Source organism: Sphingomonas cremea (assembly GCF_021502585.1).
In the GTDB taxonomy this organism is placed as follows: Bacteria; Pseudomonadota; Alphaproteobacteria; order Sphingomonadales; family Sphingomonadaceae; genus Sphingomicrobium; species Sphingomicrobium cremea.
In genome coordinates this window covers 891,427-911,556 of the sequence record NZ_JAKFGM010000001.1, presented here as the reverse complement: position 1 = coordinate 911,556, position 20,130 = coordinate 891,427, and the positions used below count along the sequence as shown (strand labels likewise).

Here is a 20,130-nt window from a genome sequence, read left to right as displayed (position 1 = left end):
CGCTAAGGCCCTTTCATGGGACGGAAATACTTCGGCACCGATGGGATTCGCGGGCGGACCAATGTGGCGCCGATGACGGCCGACGTTGCGATGCGGGTCGGGCAAGCGGCAGGGACATATTTCCTGCGCGGCGACCATCGCCACCGCGTGGTGATCGGCAAGGATACCCGCCTTTCCGGTTATATGATGGAATCGGCAATGGTTGCCGGTTTCACTTCGGTGGGCATGGATGTGGTGTTGCTTGGGCCAATGCCTACGCCGGCGGTGGCAATGCTGACCAAGGAACTGCGCGCCGACCTTGGAGTCATGATTTCCGCCAGCCACAATCCCTTTTTCGACAATGGAATCAAGCTGTTCGGGCCGGACGGCTATAAGCTGAGCGACAAGGCCGAGTTAGCCATCGAGCGGCTGATGGAAAGCCGGCTCGACCTGATCGATGCGCCAAGGATCGGCCGTGCCAAGCGGATCGACGACGCCCGAGGCCGCTACATCCATTTCGCCAAATCGACCTTCCCGGACCATCTCCGGCTCGACGGGCTGAAGGTCGTGATCGATTGCGCCAATGGCGCCGCCTACCAGGTCGCACCCGATGCATTGTGGGAGCTGGGGGCGGAAGTGATCGCGCTGGGAACGAGTCCCAATGGCACCAACATCAACGACGGCTGCGGCTCAACCTCGCCGGAAATGCTTCGCGAAACCGTCGTCGCATCCGGCGCCAACCTTGGACTGGCTCTCGACGGAGATGCCGACAGGCTGATCGTCGTCGACGAGCGAGGGGACATGGTCGACGGCGACCAGCTGATGGCGTTGATCGCCTTGTCGCAGAAGCAGGGCGGTACGCTTCGCGGCGGCGGCATTGTGGCCACAGTGATGTCCAACCTGGGACTCGAGCGAAAACTTGGCGAGCACGGCCTCGAAATGCACCGCACCGCCGTTGGCGACCGCTACGTGCTGGAAGCAATGCGCGAAAAGGGCTGTAATGTCGGCGGCGAGCAATCGGGTCACATCATCCTGAGCGATTATGCGACCACTGGCGACGGCTTGATCGCCGGGCTGCAGGTTCTGGCGGCGATCGTTGAGCAGGGGAAGCCCGCCAGCGAATTGCTGCATATGTTCGAGCCGGTGCCCCAATTGCTCAAGAATGTGCGCTTTGGCGGCGGCGCCCCGCTTGAAACGGATGCGGTAAAGGCCGCAATTGCCGGCGCCGAAAGCGAACTTGGTGGGCGAGGCCGCCTGGTCATTCGCAAATCGGGCACCGAGCCCTTGATCCGGGTAATGGCCGAGGGCGACGATCCCATCATGGTGGAGCGCCTGGTCGACCGCATTTGCGAGGCAGTTGCTGCTGCTTAAGGTTTTGCCTCTAAAGGGCATCAAATGACAGGCAAGACACCTCGAATCCTTATTATCGCCGGCTCGGATTCGGGCGGAGGCGCGGGAATCCAAGCCGACATCAAGACCGTCACGATGCTCGGCGGCCATGCGATGACCGCCGTTACGGCGGTAACGGCCCAAAACACGCAGGGCGTGAGTGCCGTCCACACGGTACCGACCGAGACGGTGATGGCCCAGATCGACTCGGTGATCGAGGATATAGGGGTCGATGCGGTCAAGATCGGCATGATCGGGTCGCCCTTTACAGCGTTGCACATAGCAGCCCGGCTTGAGGCACAGGAAAATGTGCCGATCGTGTTCGATCCGGTCATGGTCGCTACCAGCGGAGCGACCCTGGCCGACGACCAGACCATCGCTGCCTTCGGGAAGCTGATGGACGTCGCGACCATTACGACCCCGAACCTGCCAGAACTTCGCAGGCTGACTGGCGAAGAGGATGAAGTGGCCGGTGCGTTGAAACTGGTGTCCGACCATCGCTGCGCGGTGTTGATCAAGGGCGGGCATGAGGAAGGCGACGCGCTCGCCGACGCGCTGATCGAAGAAGATAATATGACCAGCTGGCAGGGCCAGCGGATCGAGACCACGTCGACGCATGGAACGGGATGCACTCTTGCCAGTGCGATCGCCTTCTATCTGGGCGCCGGCATTGGCCTGGTCCAGGCAGTGGAGCGTGCGCGGCTGTTCGTGCGGATGGCGCTGCATGAGGCACCAGGGTTGGGCCATGGGCATGGCCCTCTCGGGCACCAGTCGGTCCGGCTCGACACAGGACTGGGGCTTCGCCTTAACCAGGTCACGGTGACCGGTAAGGATTACGCCAAGATGGTCGATTTCTATCGGCGCCTTGGCCTGAAGCAGATCGTCGACAGCCCGGAGAATCAATATGCGCGGTTCGAGGCTGGGGGCGCGACGTTTTCGGTTCAGTGCGACCCTGATTCCGAAATCGGGGAGACCGTCGCTGTCTATTTCGAATGCGACGACCTGGACGAGCGGGTGGAGCGATTGGCCCGGTCGGGGATTCCGTTCGAACATGGGCCCCGCAATCAGCCCTGGATGTGGCGCGAGGCGCGGCTTCGTGATCCGTCGGGCAACACCATCTTCCTGTATCGCGCCGGTGAGGCAAGGCGGTTCCCGCCGTGGCGACTTACCGAATAATCCACAAAAATTTCAAAGTGCTACTGGCGGGACGCTGCTACCGGAAATATCGTCGCCATCGTGAAGCGGCCATGTTTCAAGCTTGAGCTCGAGTTCCCTATGCCTCTTGCCGGGGTCGATGAGGCCGGTTGCGCACCCCTGGCAGGGCCAGTGGTCGCCGCCGCGGTCGTTCTCGATCGCGAAAGATTTCCGCGCGGAATTGATGATTCGAAGAAGCTGGACCTCGACGCGCGCGAGGCGATTTACGGACGGCTTCAAAAAGTCGCGCGGATCGGGGTCGGAATGGCTTCGGTCGAGGAAATCGACCAGATCAACATTTACTGGGCGCGGATGCTCGCAATGACGCGGGCGGTCGAGGCGCTGGGTTTCGAGCCCGCCTGGGTGCTGGTCGACGGAAACGCTACCCCGCGTTGGCAACGCCCGTCGAAGGCGATCGTCGCCGGCGACGCCAAGTGCCGCTCGATCGCCGCCGCGTCGATCGTCGCCAAGGTAACGCGTGACCGGATCATGTCCGACTATGCCCGGGATTATCCCGGATATGGCTGGGAGCATAATCGCGGCTATCCAACGCCCGAACATATTCGCGCGCTCGATACGCTTGGCCTTACACCGCTTCATCGTCGCAGCTTCGGTCGGGTTCGAGAGCGAGCGGAACAAATAATGGCTTTGCCGCTGGAATAATTAGGCCCGAGTCTTTCGAGTCACACCACTAGGGATTGAGTCTCACCGAGCGCCGTAGACTCAACATCTGGTGTTTGGAATCCGGCGGATTCCTTTTGTTCTCATCCTTTCGCAGATCGGCCATGGTTACGCCCGCCTTGACCGCGAGTCCGGCCTGAATCATCGCTGGACCCGAGCAAAAATGGGATGGCCAGCAATGAACATGATCGCGCCGGTAGCGGAGAATCTTGGGCGCTCGCGCCCGCGCACCAGTCCCAAGGCAAAGGTGCTGCCGATCGATTCGATCCTCGAAGGGGATTGCATCGCCGAAATGGCGCGGCTGCCGGACAAGTCAGTCGACATGATCTTCGCCGACCCGCCTTACAATCTTCAGTTGCAAGGTGACCTGTTCCGGCCAGAGGGCGGCCGGGTCGACGCGGTCGACGACGATTGGGACAAGTTCGACAGCCTCACCGTCTATGACGATTTCACCCGGGAATGGCTGGCGGAGGCGCGGCGGATCCTGAAGGACGATGGCACGATCTGGGTGATCGGCAGCTATCACAACATCTATCGGGTCGGGGCACTTCTGCAGGATGCGGACTTCTGGATCTTGAACGACATCGTCTGGCGCAAAGCCAATCCGATGCCCAATTTTCGCGGTACGCGCTTCACCAATGCCCATGAAACATTGATCTGGTGCGCAAAGGACGGGCGCGCAAAATATACGTTCAATTATCGCGCGATGAAGGCGCTCAACGACGATTTGCAGATGCGATCGGATTGGATGCTGCCGATCTGCTCGGGATCGGAGCGGGTCAAGGACGATGCGGGCGACAAGGCGCATCCGACGCAAAAGCCCGAGGCGTTACTCTACCGGATCCTGCTTGCGTGCACCAAGCCGGGCGATGTCGTGCTCGACCCTTTCTTCGGCACCGGCACAACCGGCGCAGTGGCGCGGCGCCTTGGCCGCAGGTGGATCGGGATCGAACGCGAGCGCAAATATGTGAAGGTGGCCAGCGAACGGATCGCAGCGACGCTGCCTCTCGACGAGAGCGCGATGACCGTGATGGGCGAAAAGCGAAGTCAACCCCGCGTTGCCTTCGGCCTGCTGGTGGAAAGCGGAATGGTCCCGGCCGGAACGCAGCTGACCGATGCCAAGCGCCGCTGGTCGGCCAGTGTCAGCGCGGATGGCTCGATCGTGTGTGAAGGACAGGCTGGGTCGATCCACAAGGTTGGCGCCGCGCTGCAGGGTGCACCGTCGTGCAACGGCTGGACCTTCTGGCATGTCGAACAAGAGGGCAAGCTGCAGCCCATCGACGCGTTGCGGCAAGCTCATCTGTCAGCGCTATAAGCGGGGATGCGCACCCTTCTTCGGCCAACTGGCTTCATTGATTCCCCATTCGGCCATGACGGCAAGGTTGCGCGCCTCGCCGGCGGGCTGAATTGGTTTGGCCTGGTCGAACTCATCCGGGTGGAAGAAGACAGGCGCATTTCAACAGAGCTCGTGCCGGTCGAAGGTATCGAGGCGCATTTTGACGAGGCAATGGCCGCCGACTGGGCACGAACCATAGCGCCTCGGCCAGCGCTGCAAGTCGGCCAACGCACCATCCGCCTCGACCAGCCGCAGGTAATGGGGATCATCAACGCAACGCCGGACAGCTTCTCCGATGGTGGCGTTTATGCGGATGCCGTTGCAGCTGCTGAAGCCGGCGCCAATATGGCTGCCCAGGGCGCCGCGATTATCGACGTTGGTGGCGAATCCACACGACCCGGCGCCAGTGCTGTGTGGGACGGCGATGAGATCGAACGTGTGTTGCCGGTGGTTCAGCAATTGGCCGCTGCCGGGACCGCGGTTTCGATCGACACCCGCAAATCGGCCGTTATCAGCGCCGCGCTGGGCGTTGGTGCGGGCATGGTCAACGACGTTTCGGCGCTGACTTGGGACCCGCAATCGGCCGACCTTGTGGCCAAGGCGAGCGTTTCGGTCGTGCTGATGCACCACCAAGGCGATCCTCAAACCATGCAGAAGGATCCGCGATACGGCGATGTCTTGATCGAGGCCTATCTGTGGCTCGAGGAGAGGATCGAGGCGGCTGAGATGGCCGGCATCGCCCGTGACAGGATCTTGATCGACCCCGGCATCGGCTTTGGCAAATCGGTCGCGCATAACCTTGAGCTGCTGAATGGCCTGGCGCTGTTTCACGGGCTCGGCTGCCCGGTTGTGCTGGGCGCCAGTAGAAAGCGGATGATCGGTGCGCTGTCAGGCGAAGTGCCAGCGGATCAGCGACTTGCGGGAAGCCTGGCGCTTGCGCTGAAGGCCGTGGAGCAGGGCGCCCAGATCATCCGCGTCCATGATGTCCCCGAGACCGTCCAGGCGCTCAAAGTCTGGCGGGGGTTAAGGGACGCCGCACTGACGCCTCGCGCCTAAGCCTACTTCGTGACGACAATATCGCCAGCCTGGATGGTGCGGGGGCCATCCGCATAGGGCAATTCGACATCGGTAAATGTTGGCGGGATGCCCGCGCAGTGTAGAGTACTGGGCGCATCGCAGAGATGAAAATGGAGGTGCGGCTCGGTCGAATTACCGGAACTGCCGAGCAATCCGATCTGCGTCCCGGAAGTCACTCGCTGGCCGACCTGGACCAAAGGCGGTCCTGGTTTCAAATGGGCATATACCGAATATTCGCCATTCCCATGGTCGATCAGCACCGAATTCCCGACGAGCGCATGGTCGCCACGTTGCAACAAGGCTTGCTGGATTTCGCCGGAACGCGCCGCATAGGCTTCCAGGCTTTCGCCAGGCCGGCGAAGGACGGCCGGGTCTTCGGGCTGATCCGAAATCACTTCCCGCACCGTACCATCGGCCACGGCAAACACAGGCGATCCATATGCATAATAGTCCTGGAATCGCTCGCCTTTGTTCTTGTAGCTCAAATTGCCGCTGCCAAGCGCCACGATATCGTAGGCAAATGCCTCCGGTAGCGCCCAGCGATGCGCTCCATGGGGCGTCCCGGCAACCGCGACAAACCAGGTCCCAGCCAACGGAAAGCGCATTGCCGTTTTCGACCCCGCGGCGTCGATTGGTAGCGACAGGCTGATGCTTTCAGGCTTGCCGCCTACCATTGCATCGATTTTGATCCGAACGGAGTCCCGACTCCCGCGCCAGGCGAATGTCTCGTTAGGGATCAGAATCGCAGCCCCTGGCGCCACGCTGGTTGTGACGGACAGTTTGGGATCGGTGCCCAGCAAAGCGCCGTCACAAAATTGCGCTGGGAAGAGCTGCAACAGTCCGTTTTGAACTGCTGATCCCGCCTTGGTCCGCGCCGCGAGTTCCTGTCCCGACAACCGTCGCGTGTCGAAAACCGTCGCACTGGATAAAAGCTCAAATTCGACGGCAGTGATTTCGGCGGCTCCGGGGCTGCCGTTGCGAATGGCGACGTTCGGAACCACCAGCGACTGGAATCGAGTTCCCGGTCCCAGCGCAAATGCATGCAGCGATTTGGAAGGGCATGTTGCGACAGAAAGCGGCCCCTCAGCCGCTTGAGCCGAAGTGGCGAGCGAAAACAAAGCCAACGCAGTCGAGCAGGTGAGATAGCGCATCATGGAGAATTCTCCGCGGCGATCTTCGATTACAGCCATAGCCCGCAGAAGGTCGCCGAGCCCCCGCTATACGCGCATTCAATTGGAATTGTTACGCCGCAGTGTCGATCCCGAGCTCGCCCAGCTTGCGATAGAGGGTCGAGCGACCAATCCCGAGGCGACGGGCGACTTCGGTCATACGGCCGCGATAATGGCCGATGGCGAGGCGGATAATGTCAGCCTCGATTTCCTCCAGGCTCCGCAAGTGTCCGTCCTGATGGTACAGCGTCACCTGAGGCGCGCCAGCCATGGCTGCGTCGGCCGATGCCTTGCCGATGTCCGGCGACACATCGCTTCGGCGCCCGGAAAAGCGCGACTGGATGGCGATATGAGGGAAATCCTGGGCCGTTAGCGAATTGCCCTCCGCCTGGAGCGCAGCGCGGAACAGCACTCCGGCCAGCTGGCGGACATTGCCCGGCCAGCCATAGCGCATCAGCACCGCAAGCGAATCATTGCCAATCGACAGGGCGCGCATGCCCGGTTCCTCGGCAAAGCGAGTTAGAAAGTGACGGACGAGCGCTGGGATATCCCCACTGCGATCGCGCAGGGGAGGGATGGTTACAGTTGTTGTAGCAATGCGTTCGGCGAGGCCTGGGTGAAAATCATCAGGCAATGCCCGACTAGATGTCGCGATAAGTCGAATGTCGATCGAATTGGAGCCGTTACAGCCTACCGGGCGCACTTCGCCGGTAGCCAGCACGCGGTCGAGCCGCTCTTGGGTTTCCTTCGGCAACGCGCCGATTTCGTCGAGGAGCAGCGTTCCGCCATCGGCTTCGACCATGCGTCCGACGCGTTCGGAAAAGGCGCCAGGGAAGGCGCCCGGGACATGGCCGAATAGCTCGCTGTCGATGATGTTGGCGGCAACCACCTTGCAGTCGAGCTGGACCAGCGGCCCGCGTGCCCGGAGACTGGCGTGATGGATGGCCCGGGCAAATGTTTCCTTGCCCGCTCCCGCCTCGCCAAAGATCAGGATCGGCAACCGATTGCGCGCACCCTTGGCCGCGACCGCCAGGGCGGATCGAAATTCGGGCGCGGCGCCCACCAGTTGGTCGAGCGACAGGTCCGGTGCGATCTTTTCCGACAACGGCGCCAATTCGCCCGACGCGCGACGGCGGTCGGCATGAGCAGCAAGTGCCTCGATCAATCGTTCTGGCGCGATCGGCCTGGACAAATAATCGGAAGCACCTGCGCGCATCGCATCGACCGCGAGTGCGATGGAACCGCCGTCGGCCAGTACGATGATCGGCAGATTCGGGCGGCATTGCCGCAGCGCCGCGATCAGTTCCGGACCTTGTTCATCGGTCCAGTTGGATAGCAGGGCGGCTCTAACTTCGCGCCCATGTGGCCCCTGGAGCAAACCGACCGCGCTCTCCGCGCAAGCGGCGCCAACCATGCTCCAACCGGCACGCGACGCGACTGCCGAAAGTTGCCGTCGCTCATTGGCATCGGCATCGACTAACAAAAGCGATCGGAGGACAACTTCTTCGCGCATGAGACGAATCTAACGCAAAGGAGTAAAGCTCCTCTTAAGCGCAGCGAAAAAAGGCGCTTGGGCAGCAGCAGTAGGCTTGTTAAGACGCCGGCCGAGGCAAAATTCCAAAGGGGACGAAAGCATGGCCGACGAACAGGCCCACCCGACTGCAACCGAGATGGATTACCCGGCGCACGAGCGCAATTATTCGGGTTTTCTCAAACTATTCAAATATGGAATGATCGCGACCGCGATCGTCGCCGCCATCGTCATCTACACCATCGCCAATTAGGCCGCGCGCTTGAAGATCGCGGTCTTGCGTGAAGGTGGCGCGGAAACCCGTGTCGCCGCCATCCCCGAAACGGTGAAGAAGTTTGCCGGGCTGGGAGCGGCAGTTTCCGTTGAGCAGGGGGCGGGCGAGGCTGCGTCGATTTCGGATGACGATTTCAAGGCTGCGGGTGCGACCATCGGTTCGCGCGCGGACGTCCTGAAGGACGCCGAAATTATATTGTGCGTGATGGGGCCTGAGCCCGGGTCGCTCGACGGTGCAAAGGCTGGCGCACTTCTGATTGGCGCGCTCGATCCGCCAAAGCATGGTGACGCAATCAAGGCCTATGCTTCCGCCGGCCTGGAAGCGCTGGCGATGGAGTGGATGCCGCGTATTACCCGCGCCCAGTCGATGGACATACTTTCTTCCCAATCGAACCTTGCCGGATACAAGGCCGTCGTCGACGCAGCTTCGATATACGGCCGTGCCTATCCCATGATGATGACCGCTGCAGGCACAGTGAGCCCAGCCAAGCTGTTTGTGATGGGCGTGGGAGTTGCCGGGTTGCAAGCGATTGCCACCGGCCGCCGGTTGGGAGCCCAGGTCAGTGCGACCGATGTGAGATCGGCGACCAAGGAACAGATCCTCTCGCTTGGCGCGAAGCCGATCTTCGTCGAGGGCGTTGCCGGAATTGAGGGCGAAGGGAAGGGCGGATACGCCAGCGAAACCAGTGCCGAATACCAGGCGGCACAAGCCGAGCTGGTATCAGGGCACATCGCCAAGCAGGACATCGTCATAACCACTGCGCTTATTCCGGGCCGTCCCGCGCCGCGATTGGTTAGCGACGCGCAACTGGCGACCATGAGAAAGGGCAGCGTAATCGTCGACCTGGCGGCCGAAGCCGGAGGCAATGTGGAGGGGTGCGTCGCTGGCGAGACTGTCCAGCGGCATGGCGTCACGATTGTTGGCGCGGTTCAGCTGGCGCGTTCCCTGGCTGCCGATGCTTCAGCTTTGTTTGGGCGCAACCTGGCCAACTTCCTTATTGCCTTTTGGGACAAGGAATCCAGCGGGCCAGTGCTGCCCGATGACGACGAGATCGTCGCTGCAATCCGGCTAACCAAGGCAGGCTCAATCGTTAACGACCGCCTCAAGACGTCCCAGTAACAATTTCCGATTAGGTGCCAGAAGCATTGTCGAGGCGGGGCTGTTTCAGCCGCACACTCGGCAATGGCGACGCCGATGTGTCAGACACGCAGGATGACGATCCGCGCCGAGTCGCAGATCGTCGAAATTCTGCAGAAATCCGGCCTTAACGGCCGGAATTCGTTCAGCCGCTGCCGCCAGCTCCGCTCCAGCCATGGCCGAACAGCCAAGACCAAAGGCCCCGGGTCGAGCTCGCTTTCTTGTACTTCATGATCGTCCCCTGTCGTAACGCGGCGACTCATGCCGCAGACGGGGACATTAACCTTAAGGGAAATGGTTAGCAAGGAATTAACCAATTCAGGCAGCTCGTCGCTTCCTCTCGCCAAATAGACGCTTAGACAAATCGTTAAGACTGCTTGGACGACCGACAACAAAGCCTTGGGCAATCTCGCATTTCATCGCGACAAGCATGTCGAGGATTTCCCGGCTCTCGACTCCTTCTGCGACAACCGTCCTGCCAAGCGAATGAGCAAGTGCGATTGTCGATTGGACCATGACCAGATCGCTGCGATGGTCGCGCATCGACTTGACGAAGCTTTGATCGATCTTGATCTCGCTCGCGGGAATCTTCTTGAGATATTCGAGCGTCGACAGGCCGGTGCCATAGTCGTCGATCGAAATCCGGATCCCGAGGTCACGCAGGTCGAATAGAGGACCGATGTCTGCGCCGCTCGACAGTTCGGCGGTCTCGGTCAGTTCAAGCGTGAGCCGCGCCGGATCGAGACCGTGGCGGTCGAGTATTTCTCGAACTCGCGAAGGCAGCGTTTTGTCACTTAGCATCCGGGCGGACAGGTTTACGGCCATGTGGAATTCGCCATGGTCGCGGTTGATGGCGGCGGCCGCGGCTACGGCATGATCAAGCACGAAGAAAGTCAGCTTTTCGATGCGGTCGCTCTGCTCCGCCGCGGCAATGAATTCGCTTGGGCTGATGGGACCCTTTTCAGGGTGGGTCCAGCGCGCCAGCGCCTCGGCGCCCCGCATGCGGTTCGTGCGCAGGTCCAACTGCGGCTGATAGGCGACCCAAACCTGGCCACAGTCGATTGCATCATCAAGCTGGCTGAGAAGCGACAGCCGCCATTCGGCATCCTTTAGCCTCTCGGGGTCATGATATTTCCACCTCAGGCCCTCTACGGTCGCCTCGTCGGCGGCAACCAGCGCGCTACCCAGGCGGTTGGCGATTGAGCGCCCGCTGCCGATTTCAACGCCGAAGCTGATCGGAATATCGAACGGTTTGCCATCGACCTTGGCCGGGCTGCGAAAGAGGGCGTGCAACGCCTCGACATGGTGGCCAATGGCCGTTCCTGCGGGAACGGTCCAGGCGAATACTCCCTCGTCGCCCTGGTATACTGTCGATACTTCGGATCCGACTTTCAGCCGAGCGGCAATCTGTTCGGTCAGGCTTCGCTCGTTGGCCTGGGACAGAGTGGACACGATTTGCGGATAATTGAGGACGCGGGCCACAATCAGCGGGCGCTCCCGCTCGTGCCGGGCTCGGCGAAGCGCATTGAGGTTGGGAAGTCCGCTGACGGTGTTGGTCAGCCCGCGGCGCTTCACATTCTGCATCGCGAGACCAATAACGACCCAAAGAATGACAAACAGGCCAGGCGTTACATCGGCAAAAATCTGATTGCGCTCGAGCATTAGCGGTCCCGCGAGCAGCATGACCGTTCCGCCGCCAAGTATCCCCGCCTGCACCGTGGTCCGCCTTGATACTGCCAAACCGACCAGTAGCGAGGCAATCAGGAAGGCCGGCACCCAGCCGACATCGACGGGCGTGCCTGCCTTCAGCGTTTCCGCGCCAATAATGTGGATGAAGACGCCGCTCGCCTTTCCCCAGCCGGGCAGCATGAACTGATCCCCAAGTCGCTCGGCAGCCGTACCGACGATAATAGTCTTGCCCCGCAGCCTGGCAGGATCAACCCGTCCCGACATGACATCGACCGCGCTGTAGGTGGGAATGGAACCAGGGTCGAAGGAGTAATTTGCCCGGAATTCCTGGTCGGTGACCGTCGTCTGGTCAGCCAGAATTGAGGCCAGTGACGGGATGACGGTCATACCACGACGCGTTCCCCGTGGCAGGAGCCATGCTTCGTTGGCGTAATTGTAGCGAAGGCCGATCGTGCCGATTTTTGAAAACTGCCTGAACTCGGCGAGCGGGCGGACGTCTTCATATTTGCCGTCCTGAGCGCCAGAGCGCGGCAGGTAGGCAAGCGTGACGTTCCCGCTCCGGGCCAGTGCGTCGACCAGCATACGGTCCTGAACCGGATCCGACTTGTCGGGGAACATGATGTCATGGACCTGTTGTTTGGGTCCAGCGGCGCCAATCGCGTCCACCAGCTCCGCATATCGCCCGCGCGGCCAGGGCCAGCGTCCGATCTTTCCAACCGACTTCTCGTCGATCCCGACCAGCACGATGTCACCGCTAACTGGGCGCTCGTTGATGTGATTGCGGATGACCCGGAGCCGATCCTCGGGAAGTTCGCCGGCGCCGACCAGCCCGAACAGCATCCCAACGATGATGGCCCAGGCAAGCATCCTCGCAGGGCGTTTTGCCCCGGGTTCGCGGTTGCGGCGGTTCGGCCATCGCATGGGCGGGCATATCCTTGTCGTCGTCGCTCCGGCCATGCCCAGAAAAGAGTTAACAAATCGGAAACCGTGAACGGATTAATAACGGACCGGGGCGCCCTTGCCGTCGCCCTCGACAACCTCGCCTGGGCTTGCCAGAACATCGGCCACCATTTGGGGGAGGCCGTCCGCGTGGACTTCATCTCGATCCTGTCGATTTTCGTGCTGGCCTGTTTCGTCGGCTATTATGTGGTCTGGTCGGTAACGCCCGCACTTCACACGCCGCTGATGTCAGTGACCAACGCCATTTCATCGGTGATCGTCGTTGGCGCGCTGATCGCGGCCGCGGCGGCGGGCAGCGCATCGTCGAAATGGCTCGGCTTATTGGCCGTGGCGCTTGCCAGCGTGAACATCTTTGGCGGCTTTGCCGTCACGGCCCGAATGCTGGCGATGTACAAGAAGAAGGAGCGTCGCGATGCATGAGGTCGCGGCGACCCCATCCTGGGTCCTGATCGCTTACCTGATTTCAGGGATCTGCTTCATCCTCGCCCTGCGCGGGCTGTCGAGCCCGGCAAGCAGCCAGCGCGGCAACCGCCTCGGCATGATCGGCATGGCGATTGCCGTGGTGACGACGTTGATAGTTCATGCTCCACGAATGCCGGGGACTTTGTCCGATGGGCACGTAATTAGCCTGAACCTGGAATTAGCCTCTGCTGGCGAAATCTTGATTGCCATCTTGATCGGTGCGGCCATCGGCTTGGTAACGTCGCGCCGAATTCAGATGACAGCCATGCCACAGCTGGTCGCGGCATTTCACTCGCTGGTCGGCATGGCAGCGGTGTTGGTCGGCTCAGCGGCATTCCTTAATCCGTCGGCGTTTGGCATCGTAGATGCAGCAGGATCGATCCTGGGCGTCAGCCGTATTGAGATGGGGCTGGGCGTTGCCATTGGCGCCATTACCTTCTCTGGATCGGTCATCGCGTTCCTGAAGCTAAACGGCAATATGAGCGGCAAGCCCATCCTCTTGCCAGCGCGCCACTGGATCAACCTTGCCGCGATGCTGGCAATCTTCTTCTTCCTCTTCGGATTCTATGACTCACAAAGCCCAATAGATTTCTGGACTCTTGCCGCCCTGAGCTTCGCTATTGGCTTCCTCCTGATCATCCCCATTGGCGGGGCCGACATGCCCGTCGTCATCTCCATGCTCAACAGCTACTCAGGCTGGGCCGCGGCGGCGATGGGGTTTACGCTTCACAACAGCGCGATGATCATCACGGGCGCGCTGGTCGGCTCATCCGGTGCAATCCTCAGCTACATCATGTGCAAGGCGATGAACCGCAGTTTCATCTCGGTCATAGCCGGCGGCTTTGGCGCGGTCGCTTCGTCGGGGGCGGCCGAGGCGATCGACCGACCCTACAAGCGAGGTTCGGCGGAGGACGCCGCCTTCTTGATGAAGCAAGCGGACAAGGTGATCATCGTCCCCGGATACGGCATGGCGGTCGCCCAGGCGCAGCATATCCTTCGGGAAATGGCCGACCTGCTGAAAAAGGAAGGGGTGGAGGTCAAATATGCGATCCATCCCGTCGCGGGTCGAATGCCGGGGCATATGAACGTGCTGCTGGCCGAGGCCAATGTCCCTTACGATGAAGTTTTCGAACTGGAGGACATTAACAGCGAGTTTGCTACTGCGGACGTCGCCTTTGTGATTGGTGCGAACGATGTCACCAACCCAGCCGCCAAGACCGACAAGGGGTCGCCCATTTACGGTATGCCGGTGTTGGACGTGGAAAAAGCTCGCACCGTCTTGTTCGTGAAGCGGTCGATGGGGGGCGTGGGTTACGCCGGCGTCGACAATGAATTATTCTATCGCGACAACACGATGATGCTTCTCGCCGACGCCAAAAAAATGGTCGAGGAGATCGTTAAGGCCTTGGGTTAATGGCACTTTTCCTGCTACACCCAGAAGGCAAATCGCATCTGGGTTAAAGCCCCCAGCCGGACTCCCGGCGGGGAGTCGGGAGGGTGGCACGGCGTGAAGAAACTGGGGATCGTCGGGGGTGCAAGCTGGGCCTCCACTGCGCTTTATTATGAACAGATCAACCGCGGCATCGCTCATCGACTTGGTGGGCTGCATAGCGCGGTGCTGGCGATCGAAAGTCTTGATTTCGCACCCCTTGCAGCGATGCAGCAGGCCGAGGATTGGGCCGGCGTCGCCCAGGGTGCGGTTGAGGCTGCACGTCGGCTGAAGGCCAGCGGCGTGGAGGGGTTGCTGCTCGCGTCCAACACCATGCATCGCGTGGGGGGCGAAATTGTCGAAGAGACCGGGCTTCCAATTCTTCACATCGGCGACGCCGCGGCCGAGCGGATCGTTTCTGACGGCCGAACAAGGGTAGCGCTGCTTGGCACCCGCTTCGTTCAGACCGAAACTTTCATCCGCGAACGTTATGAAAGTCGCGGGATCCAGCTCATCGACCTGAACCCGATGTGGCGGACAGAGGTCGACCGGATCATCTATGAGGAACTAGCTGCCGGGCGCGTGGTCCGTGAAAGCCAACGAAAGCTGAAGACCTTGATTACCGAGCTGGGCAAGCAGAAGGTGCAGGCGATCGTGCTCGGTTGTACCGAGCTAGTGCTTGCCGTCGACGTCCGCGCCAACGTCCTGCCGGTCTATGACACAACGGCCATACATGCACGAATGGCAGTCGACTGGATGCTTGGCGAGCAGGAACAGGCACGAGCTGCCGCTTAGGCGACCCGCTCCCCAAAGGACGAAAGATCCGGATTGCTGATCAGCAGCGTTGCCGGAAGCAAGAAAGCCAATATCGTGTAAACCAGGCGCAGGCCGGTCGGCACGTCGAGGATCCACAGCGGGGCCACGACAACCGCAGCCAGAAGCAGCAAGAGGATAAAGGCCCTCGCTTCGACTGCGTCACGTTCAATCGCGTCAATCATACCTCGATCCTCGATCAAATGACCAAGGTGCCGGACGATCCGGCTGGCAGTGCTGGTGCAAGCAGCCGGAATGACGGCATGGATTAGAGCTGCAATGCCCGCCGCCGTCGCCAGCAGTCCAAAGGTCGTGGCAAAGCGGAAATGTTGCCAATAGCTTTCACCCGCCGCCTGCAGGTGCGCCCTAGTTTTTCCGATCATCGCCCTCTCCAACCCTGCAATGGGTGGAAGCAGCCAGATCGATTCGCAGTCGTCAATGGATGGGCGACGAGTTTCACACTGGATGCGCCCAACGGACGTTCCCTCGTCCTTCATCGATGAGCAGCACCACGCTGGAAAAAATCACAAACCGCAGAGAATTGAATGACTTGTATATCGCGCTAAGCAAACCTATCCCATTGTTGGGAACGGACGGGATAGCAAGTTGGAAAAGAAGAAGTGGCGCAAGCCCAGAGTGGTTCGACTTGAGGCGGGTTCCGCCGAAGCGAACACGAAACCAGGCAACGACGGAGCCGGCGGGCACACAGGTTCCTGATCCTGGACCCAAGTGCGGCGCCAAACTTGCGACATCACTAATGCGGTCCTAGCCTCCTGGTCGTGGGGGAGACAGGCATGGGTCGCCGAATTGCATTTTTGCTAGCCGTGAGCGCCTTGGGGGCCGTACCGGCCATGGCGCAACATCTACATGATGCCGGATCGGCGCCGCCTGCGGCAAGCAAGTTATTGACCTCAAACTATGCGCGCGGCCTCTATTGGTTGCACAATTTCGAATATGGCAACGCCGCCTCCGCATTTCGCGAGGCGCAGGCGGCTGACCCTGGCGATGTCATGGCCTATTGGGGCGAGGCGATGACTTACAATCATCCGCTCTGGGCGTTCCAGGATCCTGTCAAGGCAAGGGCCGTCCTCGCCAAGCTCGGCCCCACTCGCGAGGCGCGGAGTGCAAAGGCGCGCAGCCCGCGCGAGGCAGCGTGGCTCGATGCGGTGGAAACCCTATACGGCGATGGCGACAAGGTTGAGCGCGACCGCCGTTACTATCAGAAAATGATGGCCATTTTCGTCTCCGATCCCAGCAATGTGGATGCACGAAGCTTCGCTGCCCTTGCGACCCTTGGGCTCGCAAGTGAGGGGCGCGATGTCGCAACCTACATGAAGGCCGCGGCGATGCTGGAGGAGGGGTTCGAGCTGCATCCCGACCATCCCGGGCTGCTCCATTACCTGATTCACAGCTATGACGATCCGATTCACGCGCCGCTCGGCCTGCGGGCGGCAAGGCGCTACGCAAACGTCGCTCCTGACGCCGGGCATGCCCAACATATGGTCAGCCACATCTATCTCGCGCTTGGAAATTGGGAGGCGGTCGAAAGGACGAATGTTCAGGCAATAAAAGTCGTCAATGCCCAGCGCGCCGCGGAAAAGAGGCCCCCAGCCAATTGTGGACACTATAACGAGTGGCTGATCTATGCGCTTGACCAGCAAGGCAAAGACAGCCGCGCAAACGTGCAAGTCTGCCGGAGCCAAGCGTTGGCCGAAGTGGCAGGAGGGACCGACAAGAGCGTACTTGGCGAAGACCGCAATGCGTTCAACAGTTGGGCGACCATTGCGGTTCGGACGGGCGTCGATACTGGCCATTGGCCGGATTCGCATGCGGCGTCCGGGGTAGAGGCGTATCTGCTTGGCCGTTTCGAACTAAATTACGGCGCACTAATCGCTGCCCGCAACGACGCGGCAGCGGCCGAACATGCGCTAGCTGAACTGAAGCGCGACCGCGTCACAATTGATAAGGCTATGCCGGTTGAGCGGCCCGACGACCATGAAAGCGCGGCATGGCTCGATCGTGCCGTCGCACAGGGTGAAGCGGTTGTTGCGCTTGCCAGAGGCGACCGCGAACGCGGGCTTGCCCTTCTGTCCGCATGCGCCGACGCAGAAGGCAAACTGCCACCGCCGTTCGGCCCACCGGTTCTTGCAAAGCCGAGTGCCGAACTGCTTGGCGATGAACTGCTGGCAATGGGCCGCAAGCCAGAGGCCGCCAATGCCTATGAGCGCGCGCTTTCAGCGGCCCCAGGGCGGCGCCGTTCGCTTGAAGGCCTTAAGGAAGCAACGTCGTCCTAACTCTCGCAAGGCGCGATGGAAGTCCCTAAGTCTGGTTTGTGAGCAAGGCAGACCGACCCGACCACCCGCGCGCTTCGGAGCGCTTTAACGAGGAGAATGCGACCTACGCGCTCCGCGGCTCGGATGCGCCTGACTTGGATGCGGGGACCAAGGCAATCCGCAACGTGCTGAAAACGCTGCCGGCGCGTCCGGGCGTCTATCGCATGCAGGATTCCAAGGGCGATGTCCTATACGTCGGCAAGGCGCGGACACTGAAGAACCGGGTAAACAGCTATACCCAAGTCGCGCGGCTGCCCAAACGGCTGCAGCGAATGGTCTCCCAGACGAGATCCATGACGATCGTCACCACGCGGACCGAAGCTGAGGCGCTGCTCCTCGAAGCGCAGCTGATCAAGCGCTTCAGGCCGCCGTACAATGTACTCCTTCGCGACGATAAGAGTTTCCCCTTTATCCTTCTGCGCGAGGATCATGCCTTTCCGCGAGTGCAGAAGCATCGCGGCGCACGGCGCGCCAAAGGTCAGTATTTTGGTCCATTCGCAAGCGCAGGGTCGGTCACCAGTACGCTTAACGCGCTTCAGAAACTATTCCTGCTAAGAAGCTGTTCTGACAGTTTTTTTGCCAATCGAGCCCGACCTTGCCTGCTTTACCAGATTCGCCGCTGTTCGGCGCCATGCGTTGGTCGGATCAGCGAGGCGGATTATGCGGACCTGGTTGCTGACGCGAAGCTGTTCCTGGCCGGTAAATCGACCGGCGTGCAGGCGCGGCTTGGCAAGCAGATGGCCGAGGCGGCTGAAAGGCAGGATTTCGAGCTGGCCGCAGTATATCGCGACCGGTTGCGGGCTCTCACTTATGTCCAGGGCAGCCAGACGGTCCATGCCGAGGGGCTCGGCGACGGCGATATCTTCGCGCTGGCTGGCAAGGCAGGACAGATGTGCATCCAGGCCTTTTTCATCCGCGGCGGCCAGAATTGGGGCCATCGAAGCTTCTTTCCCGCACACACTGCCGATGTTCCCGAGGACGAGGTGCTGAGCACCTTCCTCGTACAATTTTACGAAGAAGTCCCACCCCCGCGGCGCATCCTTCTCGATCGTGATTTGCCTGAGGCAGAACTGATCGCCGAGGCGCTGTGCGAACGTGCTGGCCACAAAGTCGAAATCTCGCAACCTCAGCGCGGCGCTCGCCGCAAGCTGATCGACCAGGCGCGACGCAATGCGGAGGAAGCGCTCGATCGACGGATGGCGGAGTCGACGACCCAGGGAGAACTGTTGCGCGAGTTGGCCGAGGTTTTCGAGCTTCCCGAGCCGCCAAAGCGCATCGAGGTCTACGACAACAGCCACATCATGGGCACCAATGCCACTGGTGCGATGATCGTCGCCGGGCCCGAGGGGTTCCGCAAGAACGCCTACCGTAAATTCAACATCAAATCGGGCATTACGCCCGGCGACGACTTCGGAATGATGCGCGAGGTGCTGGAGCGGCGCTTCGCCCGGTTAGAGAAAGACGACCCTGACCGGACTGGTGGCGAGTGGCCGGACCTGCTGCTAATCGATGGCGGAAAAGGGCAAATCTCGGCGGTTTGCGAGATATTGGAGGGCGCTGGCGTCCATGACGTGCCGGTGGTCGGAGTTGCCAAGGGGCCCGACCGCAATGCTGGGCGGGAAGTCTTTCATCTGCCCGGTGGGCGGGAGGTAACCTTCCCTCCCAATGCGGCATTGCTGTTTTACCTTCAGCGGTTGCGCGATGAAGCGCATCGCTTCGCAATCGGCACACATCGGCAGAAGCGGGCAAAAAGCCTGACAACGTCGAGCCTCGATGAGGTTCCCGGCATCGGCCCCAACCGGAAGCGAGCACTGCTCATGCACTTCGGCACCGCGCGAGCGGTGAAGGGTGCGGCGCTTGATGACCTCGAACGTGCACCCGGCATCAGCAAGGCAATGGCCCGCCTGATCTACGACTTTTTCCACCCGAGAGGCTGATGCGTTTTTCAACGCCAGCCCTTGTCGTCGCGTTGCGCCCGCATGGTGAACATGGTGCGGTCGCGCGCCTGATGACTCCCGATCACGGGCTCCAGGCTGGCTATGTCCGCGGTGCCAGGGGGCGGCAACTGCGGCCGGTCTTGCTGCCCGGTAACCAGGTTCAAGCTACGTTGACCGCACGAACTGAGGCGCAATTGCCTCAAGCTACTGTGGAATTGCTGCACAGCCGGGGACCGCTGATGGCCGAGCCATTGCCCGCGGTAGCGATAGACTGGGCATGCGCGTTGACCGCTACGGCTTTGCCTGAGGGCCAGCCTTATTCGCGCATTTACGCGGCGCTCGACGGATTGCTCTCGGCGGTAGAGGCCGCGCCATCGGCGTCGGGATGGGGCGCCGCACTTGTCCGATATGAGCTGTTGGTGCTGGCGGAGCTGGGCTTTGGGCTCGATCTGGAAAGTTGCGCGGTGTCAGGCAGCAGCAGTGACTTGGTCGCTGTAAGCCCTCGGTCGGGACGGGCGGTGAGCGCGGCGACTGCGGTGCCCTATGCCGGCAAGCTCCTACCGTTGCCGCATTTCATCCGTGACGGCGGAGCCGCTCCCTGGCCGGACATCCTCGACGGGCTTGAACTCACCGGCCATTTCCTGCTGCGCGATCTGCTCACCGACCGGTCGGCGTCAGTTGCGGATAGTCGGGTGCGGCTTGTTGACCGCTTGCGCCGAGCTGCCGGACGGGCCTAGCGT

At 61.1% G+C, this 20,130-nt stretch carries 17 protein-coding genes; 13 read left to right on the top strand and 4 right to left on the bottom strand.

Features of this window, described 5'->3' with window-relative positions:
- Positions 1-15 precede the first annotated feature (15 nt).
- From glmM to folP, 5 genes are all read left to right on the top strand, one after another.
- Positions 16-1,350, top strand: a complete 1,335-nt coding sequence (glmM, locus tag LVY65_RS04670; protein WP_235066827.1) for a phosphoglucosamine mutase — start codon at positions 16-18, stop codon at positions 1,348-1,350.
- A 24-nt stretch (positions 1,351-1,374) separates the two neighbouring features.
- Positions 1,375-2,544: a bifunctional hydroxymethylpyrimidine kinase/phosphomethylpyrimidine kinase gene (gene thiD, locus LVY65_RS04665; protein ID WP_235066826.1), complete on the top strand. Its 1,170-nt coding sequence runs from the start codon at positions 1,375-1,377 to the stop codon at positions 2,542-2,544.
- Between the two features lie 60 nt (positions 2,545-2,604).
- Complete coding sequence (locus tag LVY65_RS04660; RefSeq protein ID WP_235066825.1) at positions 2,605-3,225, top strand: ribonuclease HII; 621 nt, start codon at positions 2,605-2,607, stop codon at positions 3,223-3,225.
- Between the two features lie 196 nt (positions 3,226-3,421).
- Entirely contained in the window at positions 3,422-4,558 is a 1,137-nt protein-coding gene (locus tag LVY65_RS04655; RefSeq protein WP_328282480.1) for a site-specific DNA-methyltransferase, read from the top strand.
- 6 nt (positions 4,559-4,564) lie between these two features.
- Complete coding sequence (gene folP, locus LVY65_RS04650; RefSeq protein WP_235066824.1) at positions 4,565-5,635, top strand: dihydropteroate synthase; 1,071 nt, start codon at positions 4,565-4,567, stop codon at positions 5,633-5,635.
- A 2-nt stretch (positions 5,636-5,637) separates the two neighbouring features.
- On the opposite strand, the gene LVY65_RS04645 is transcribed toward folP, so the two are convergent.
- Both LVY65_RS04645 and LVY65_RS04640 read right to left on the bottom strand, forming a co-directional pair.
- Positions 5,638-6,810, bottom strand: coding sequence for a M23 family metallopeptidase (locus tag LVY65_RS04645; protein WP_235066823.1), 1,173 nt, complete (start codon positions 6,808-6,810; stop codon positions 5,638-5,640).
- A gap of 88 nt (positions 6,811-6,898) precedes the next feature.
- Positions 6,899-8,338, bottom strand: coding sequence for a sigma-54-dependent transcriptional regulator (locus tag LVY65_RS04640; RefSeq protein ID WP_235066822.1), 1,440 nt, complete (start codon positions 8,336-8,338; stop codon positions 6,899-6,901).
- Between the two features lie 121 nt (positions 8,339-8,459).
- Between LVY65_RS04640 and LVY65_RS04635 the strand changes: the two genes are divergently transcribed.
- Complete coding sequence (locus tag LVY65_RS04635) at positions 8,460-8,609, top strand: aa3-type cytochrome c oxidase subunit IV (protein WP_235066821.1); 150 nt, start codon at positions 8,460-8,462, stop codon at positions 8,607-8,609.
- A 9-nt stretch (positions 8,610-8,618) separates the two neighbouring features.
- Positions 8,619-9,749, top strand: coding sequence for an NAD(P) transhydrogenase subunit alpha (locus tag LVY65_RS04630; RefSeq protein WP_235066820.1), 1,131 nt, complete (start codon positions 8,619-8,621; stop codon positions 9,747-9,749).
- A gap of 336 nt (positions 9,750-10,085) precedes the next feature.
- Here the strand turns inward: LVY65_RS04630 and LVY65_RS04625 are convergent, their stop codons facing one another.
- Entirely contained in the window at positions 10,086-12,323 is a 2,238-nt protein-coding gene (locus LVY65_RS04625) for an EAL domain-containing protein (protein WP_235066819.1), read from the bottom strand.
- Between the two features lie 222 nt (positions 12,324-12,545).
- Between LVY65_RS04625 and LVY65_RS04620 the strand changes: the two genes are divergently transcribed.
- The 3 genes from LVY65_RS04620 to LVY65_RS04610 all read left to right on the top strand — a co-directional run bounded on the left by LVY65_RS04620 (position 12,546) and on the right by LVY65_RS04610 (position 15,102).
- Entirely contained in the window at positions 12,546-12,836 is a 291-nt protein-coding gene (locus tag LVY65_RS04620) for an NAD(P) transhydrogenase subunit alpha (RefSeq protein ID WP_235067170.1), read from the top strand.
- Complete coding sequence (locus tag LVY65_RS04615) at positions 12,829-14,292, top strand: NAD(P)(+) transhydrogenase (Re/Si-specific) subunit beta (protein ID WP_235066818.1); 1,464 nt, start codon at positions 12,829-12,831, stop codon at positions 14,290-14,292. The genes LVY65_RS04620 and LVY65_RS04615 overlap by 8 nt, the downstream gene beginning before the upstream one ends.
- Positions 14,293-14,385: 93 nt before the next feature.
- Positions 14,386-15,102, top strand: coding sequence for an aspartate/glutamate racemase family protein (locus LVY65_RS04610; protein ID WP_235066817.1), 717 nt, complete (start codon positions 14,386-14,388; stop codon positions 15,100-15,102).
- On the opposite strand, the gene LVY65_RS04605 is transcribed toward LVY65_RS04610, so the two are convergent.
- Entirely contained in the window at positions 15,099-15,503 is a 405-nt protein-coding gene (locus LVY65_RS04605; RefSeq protein ID WP_235066816.1) for a DUF6356 family protein, read from the bottom strand. The two genes, LVY65_RS04610 and LVY65_RS04605, sit on opposite strands and share 4 nt — an antisense overlap.
- 441 nt (positions 15,504-15,944) lie before the next feature.
- Between LVY65_RS04605 and LVY65_RS04600 the strand changes: the two genes are divergently transcribed.
- From LVY65_RS04600 to recO, 3 genes are read left to right on the top strand one after another with little or no spacing between them, the layout of a single operon-like run.
- Positions 15,945-17,414, top strand: a complete 1,470-nt coding sequence (locus LVY65_RS04600) for a hypothetical protein (protein WP_235066815.1) — start codon at positions 15,945-15,947, stop codon at positions 17,412-17,414.
- Positions 17,415-17,452: 38 nt separating this feature from the next.
- On the top strand, positions 17,453-19,390 hold the full coding sequence (gene uvrC / locus LVY65_RS04595) for an excinuclease ABC subunit UvrC (protein ID WP_235066814.1): 1,938 nt from the start codon (positions 17,453-17,455) through the stop codon (positions 19,388-19,390).
- Entirely contained in the window at positions 19,390-20,127 is a 738-nt protein-coding gene (gene recO, locus LVY65_RS04590; protein WP_235066813.1) for a DNA repair protein RecO, read from the top strand. The genes uvrC and recO overlap by 1 nt, the downstream gene beginning before the upstream one ends.
- Positions 20,128-20,130 lie beyond the last annotated feature (3 nt).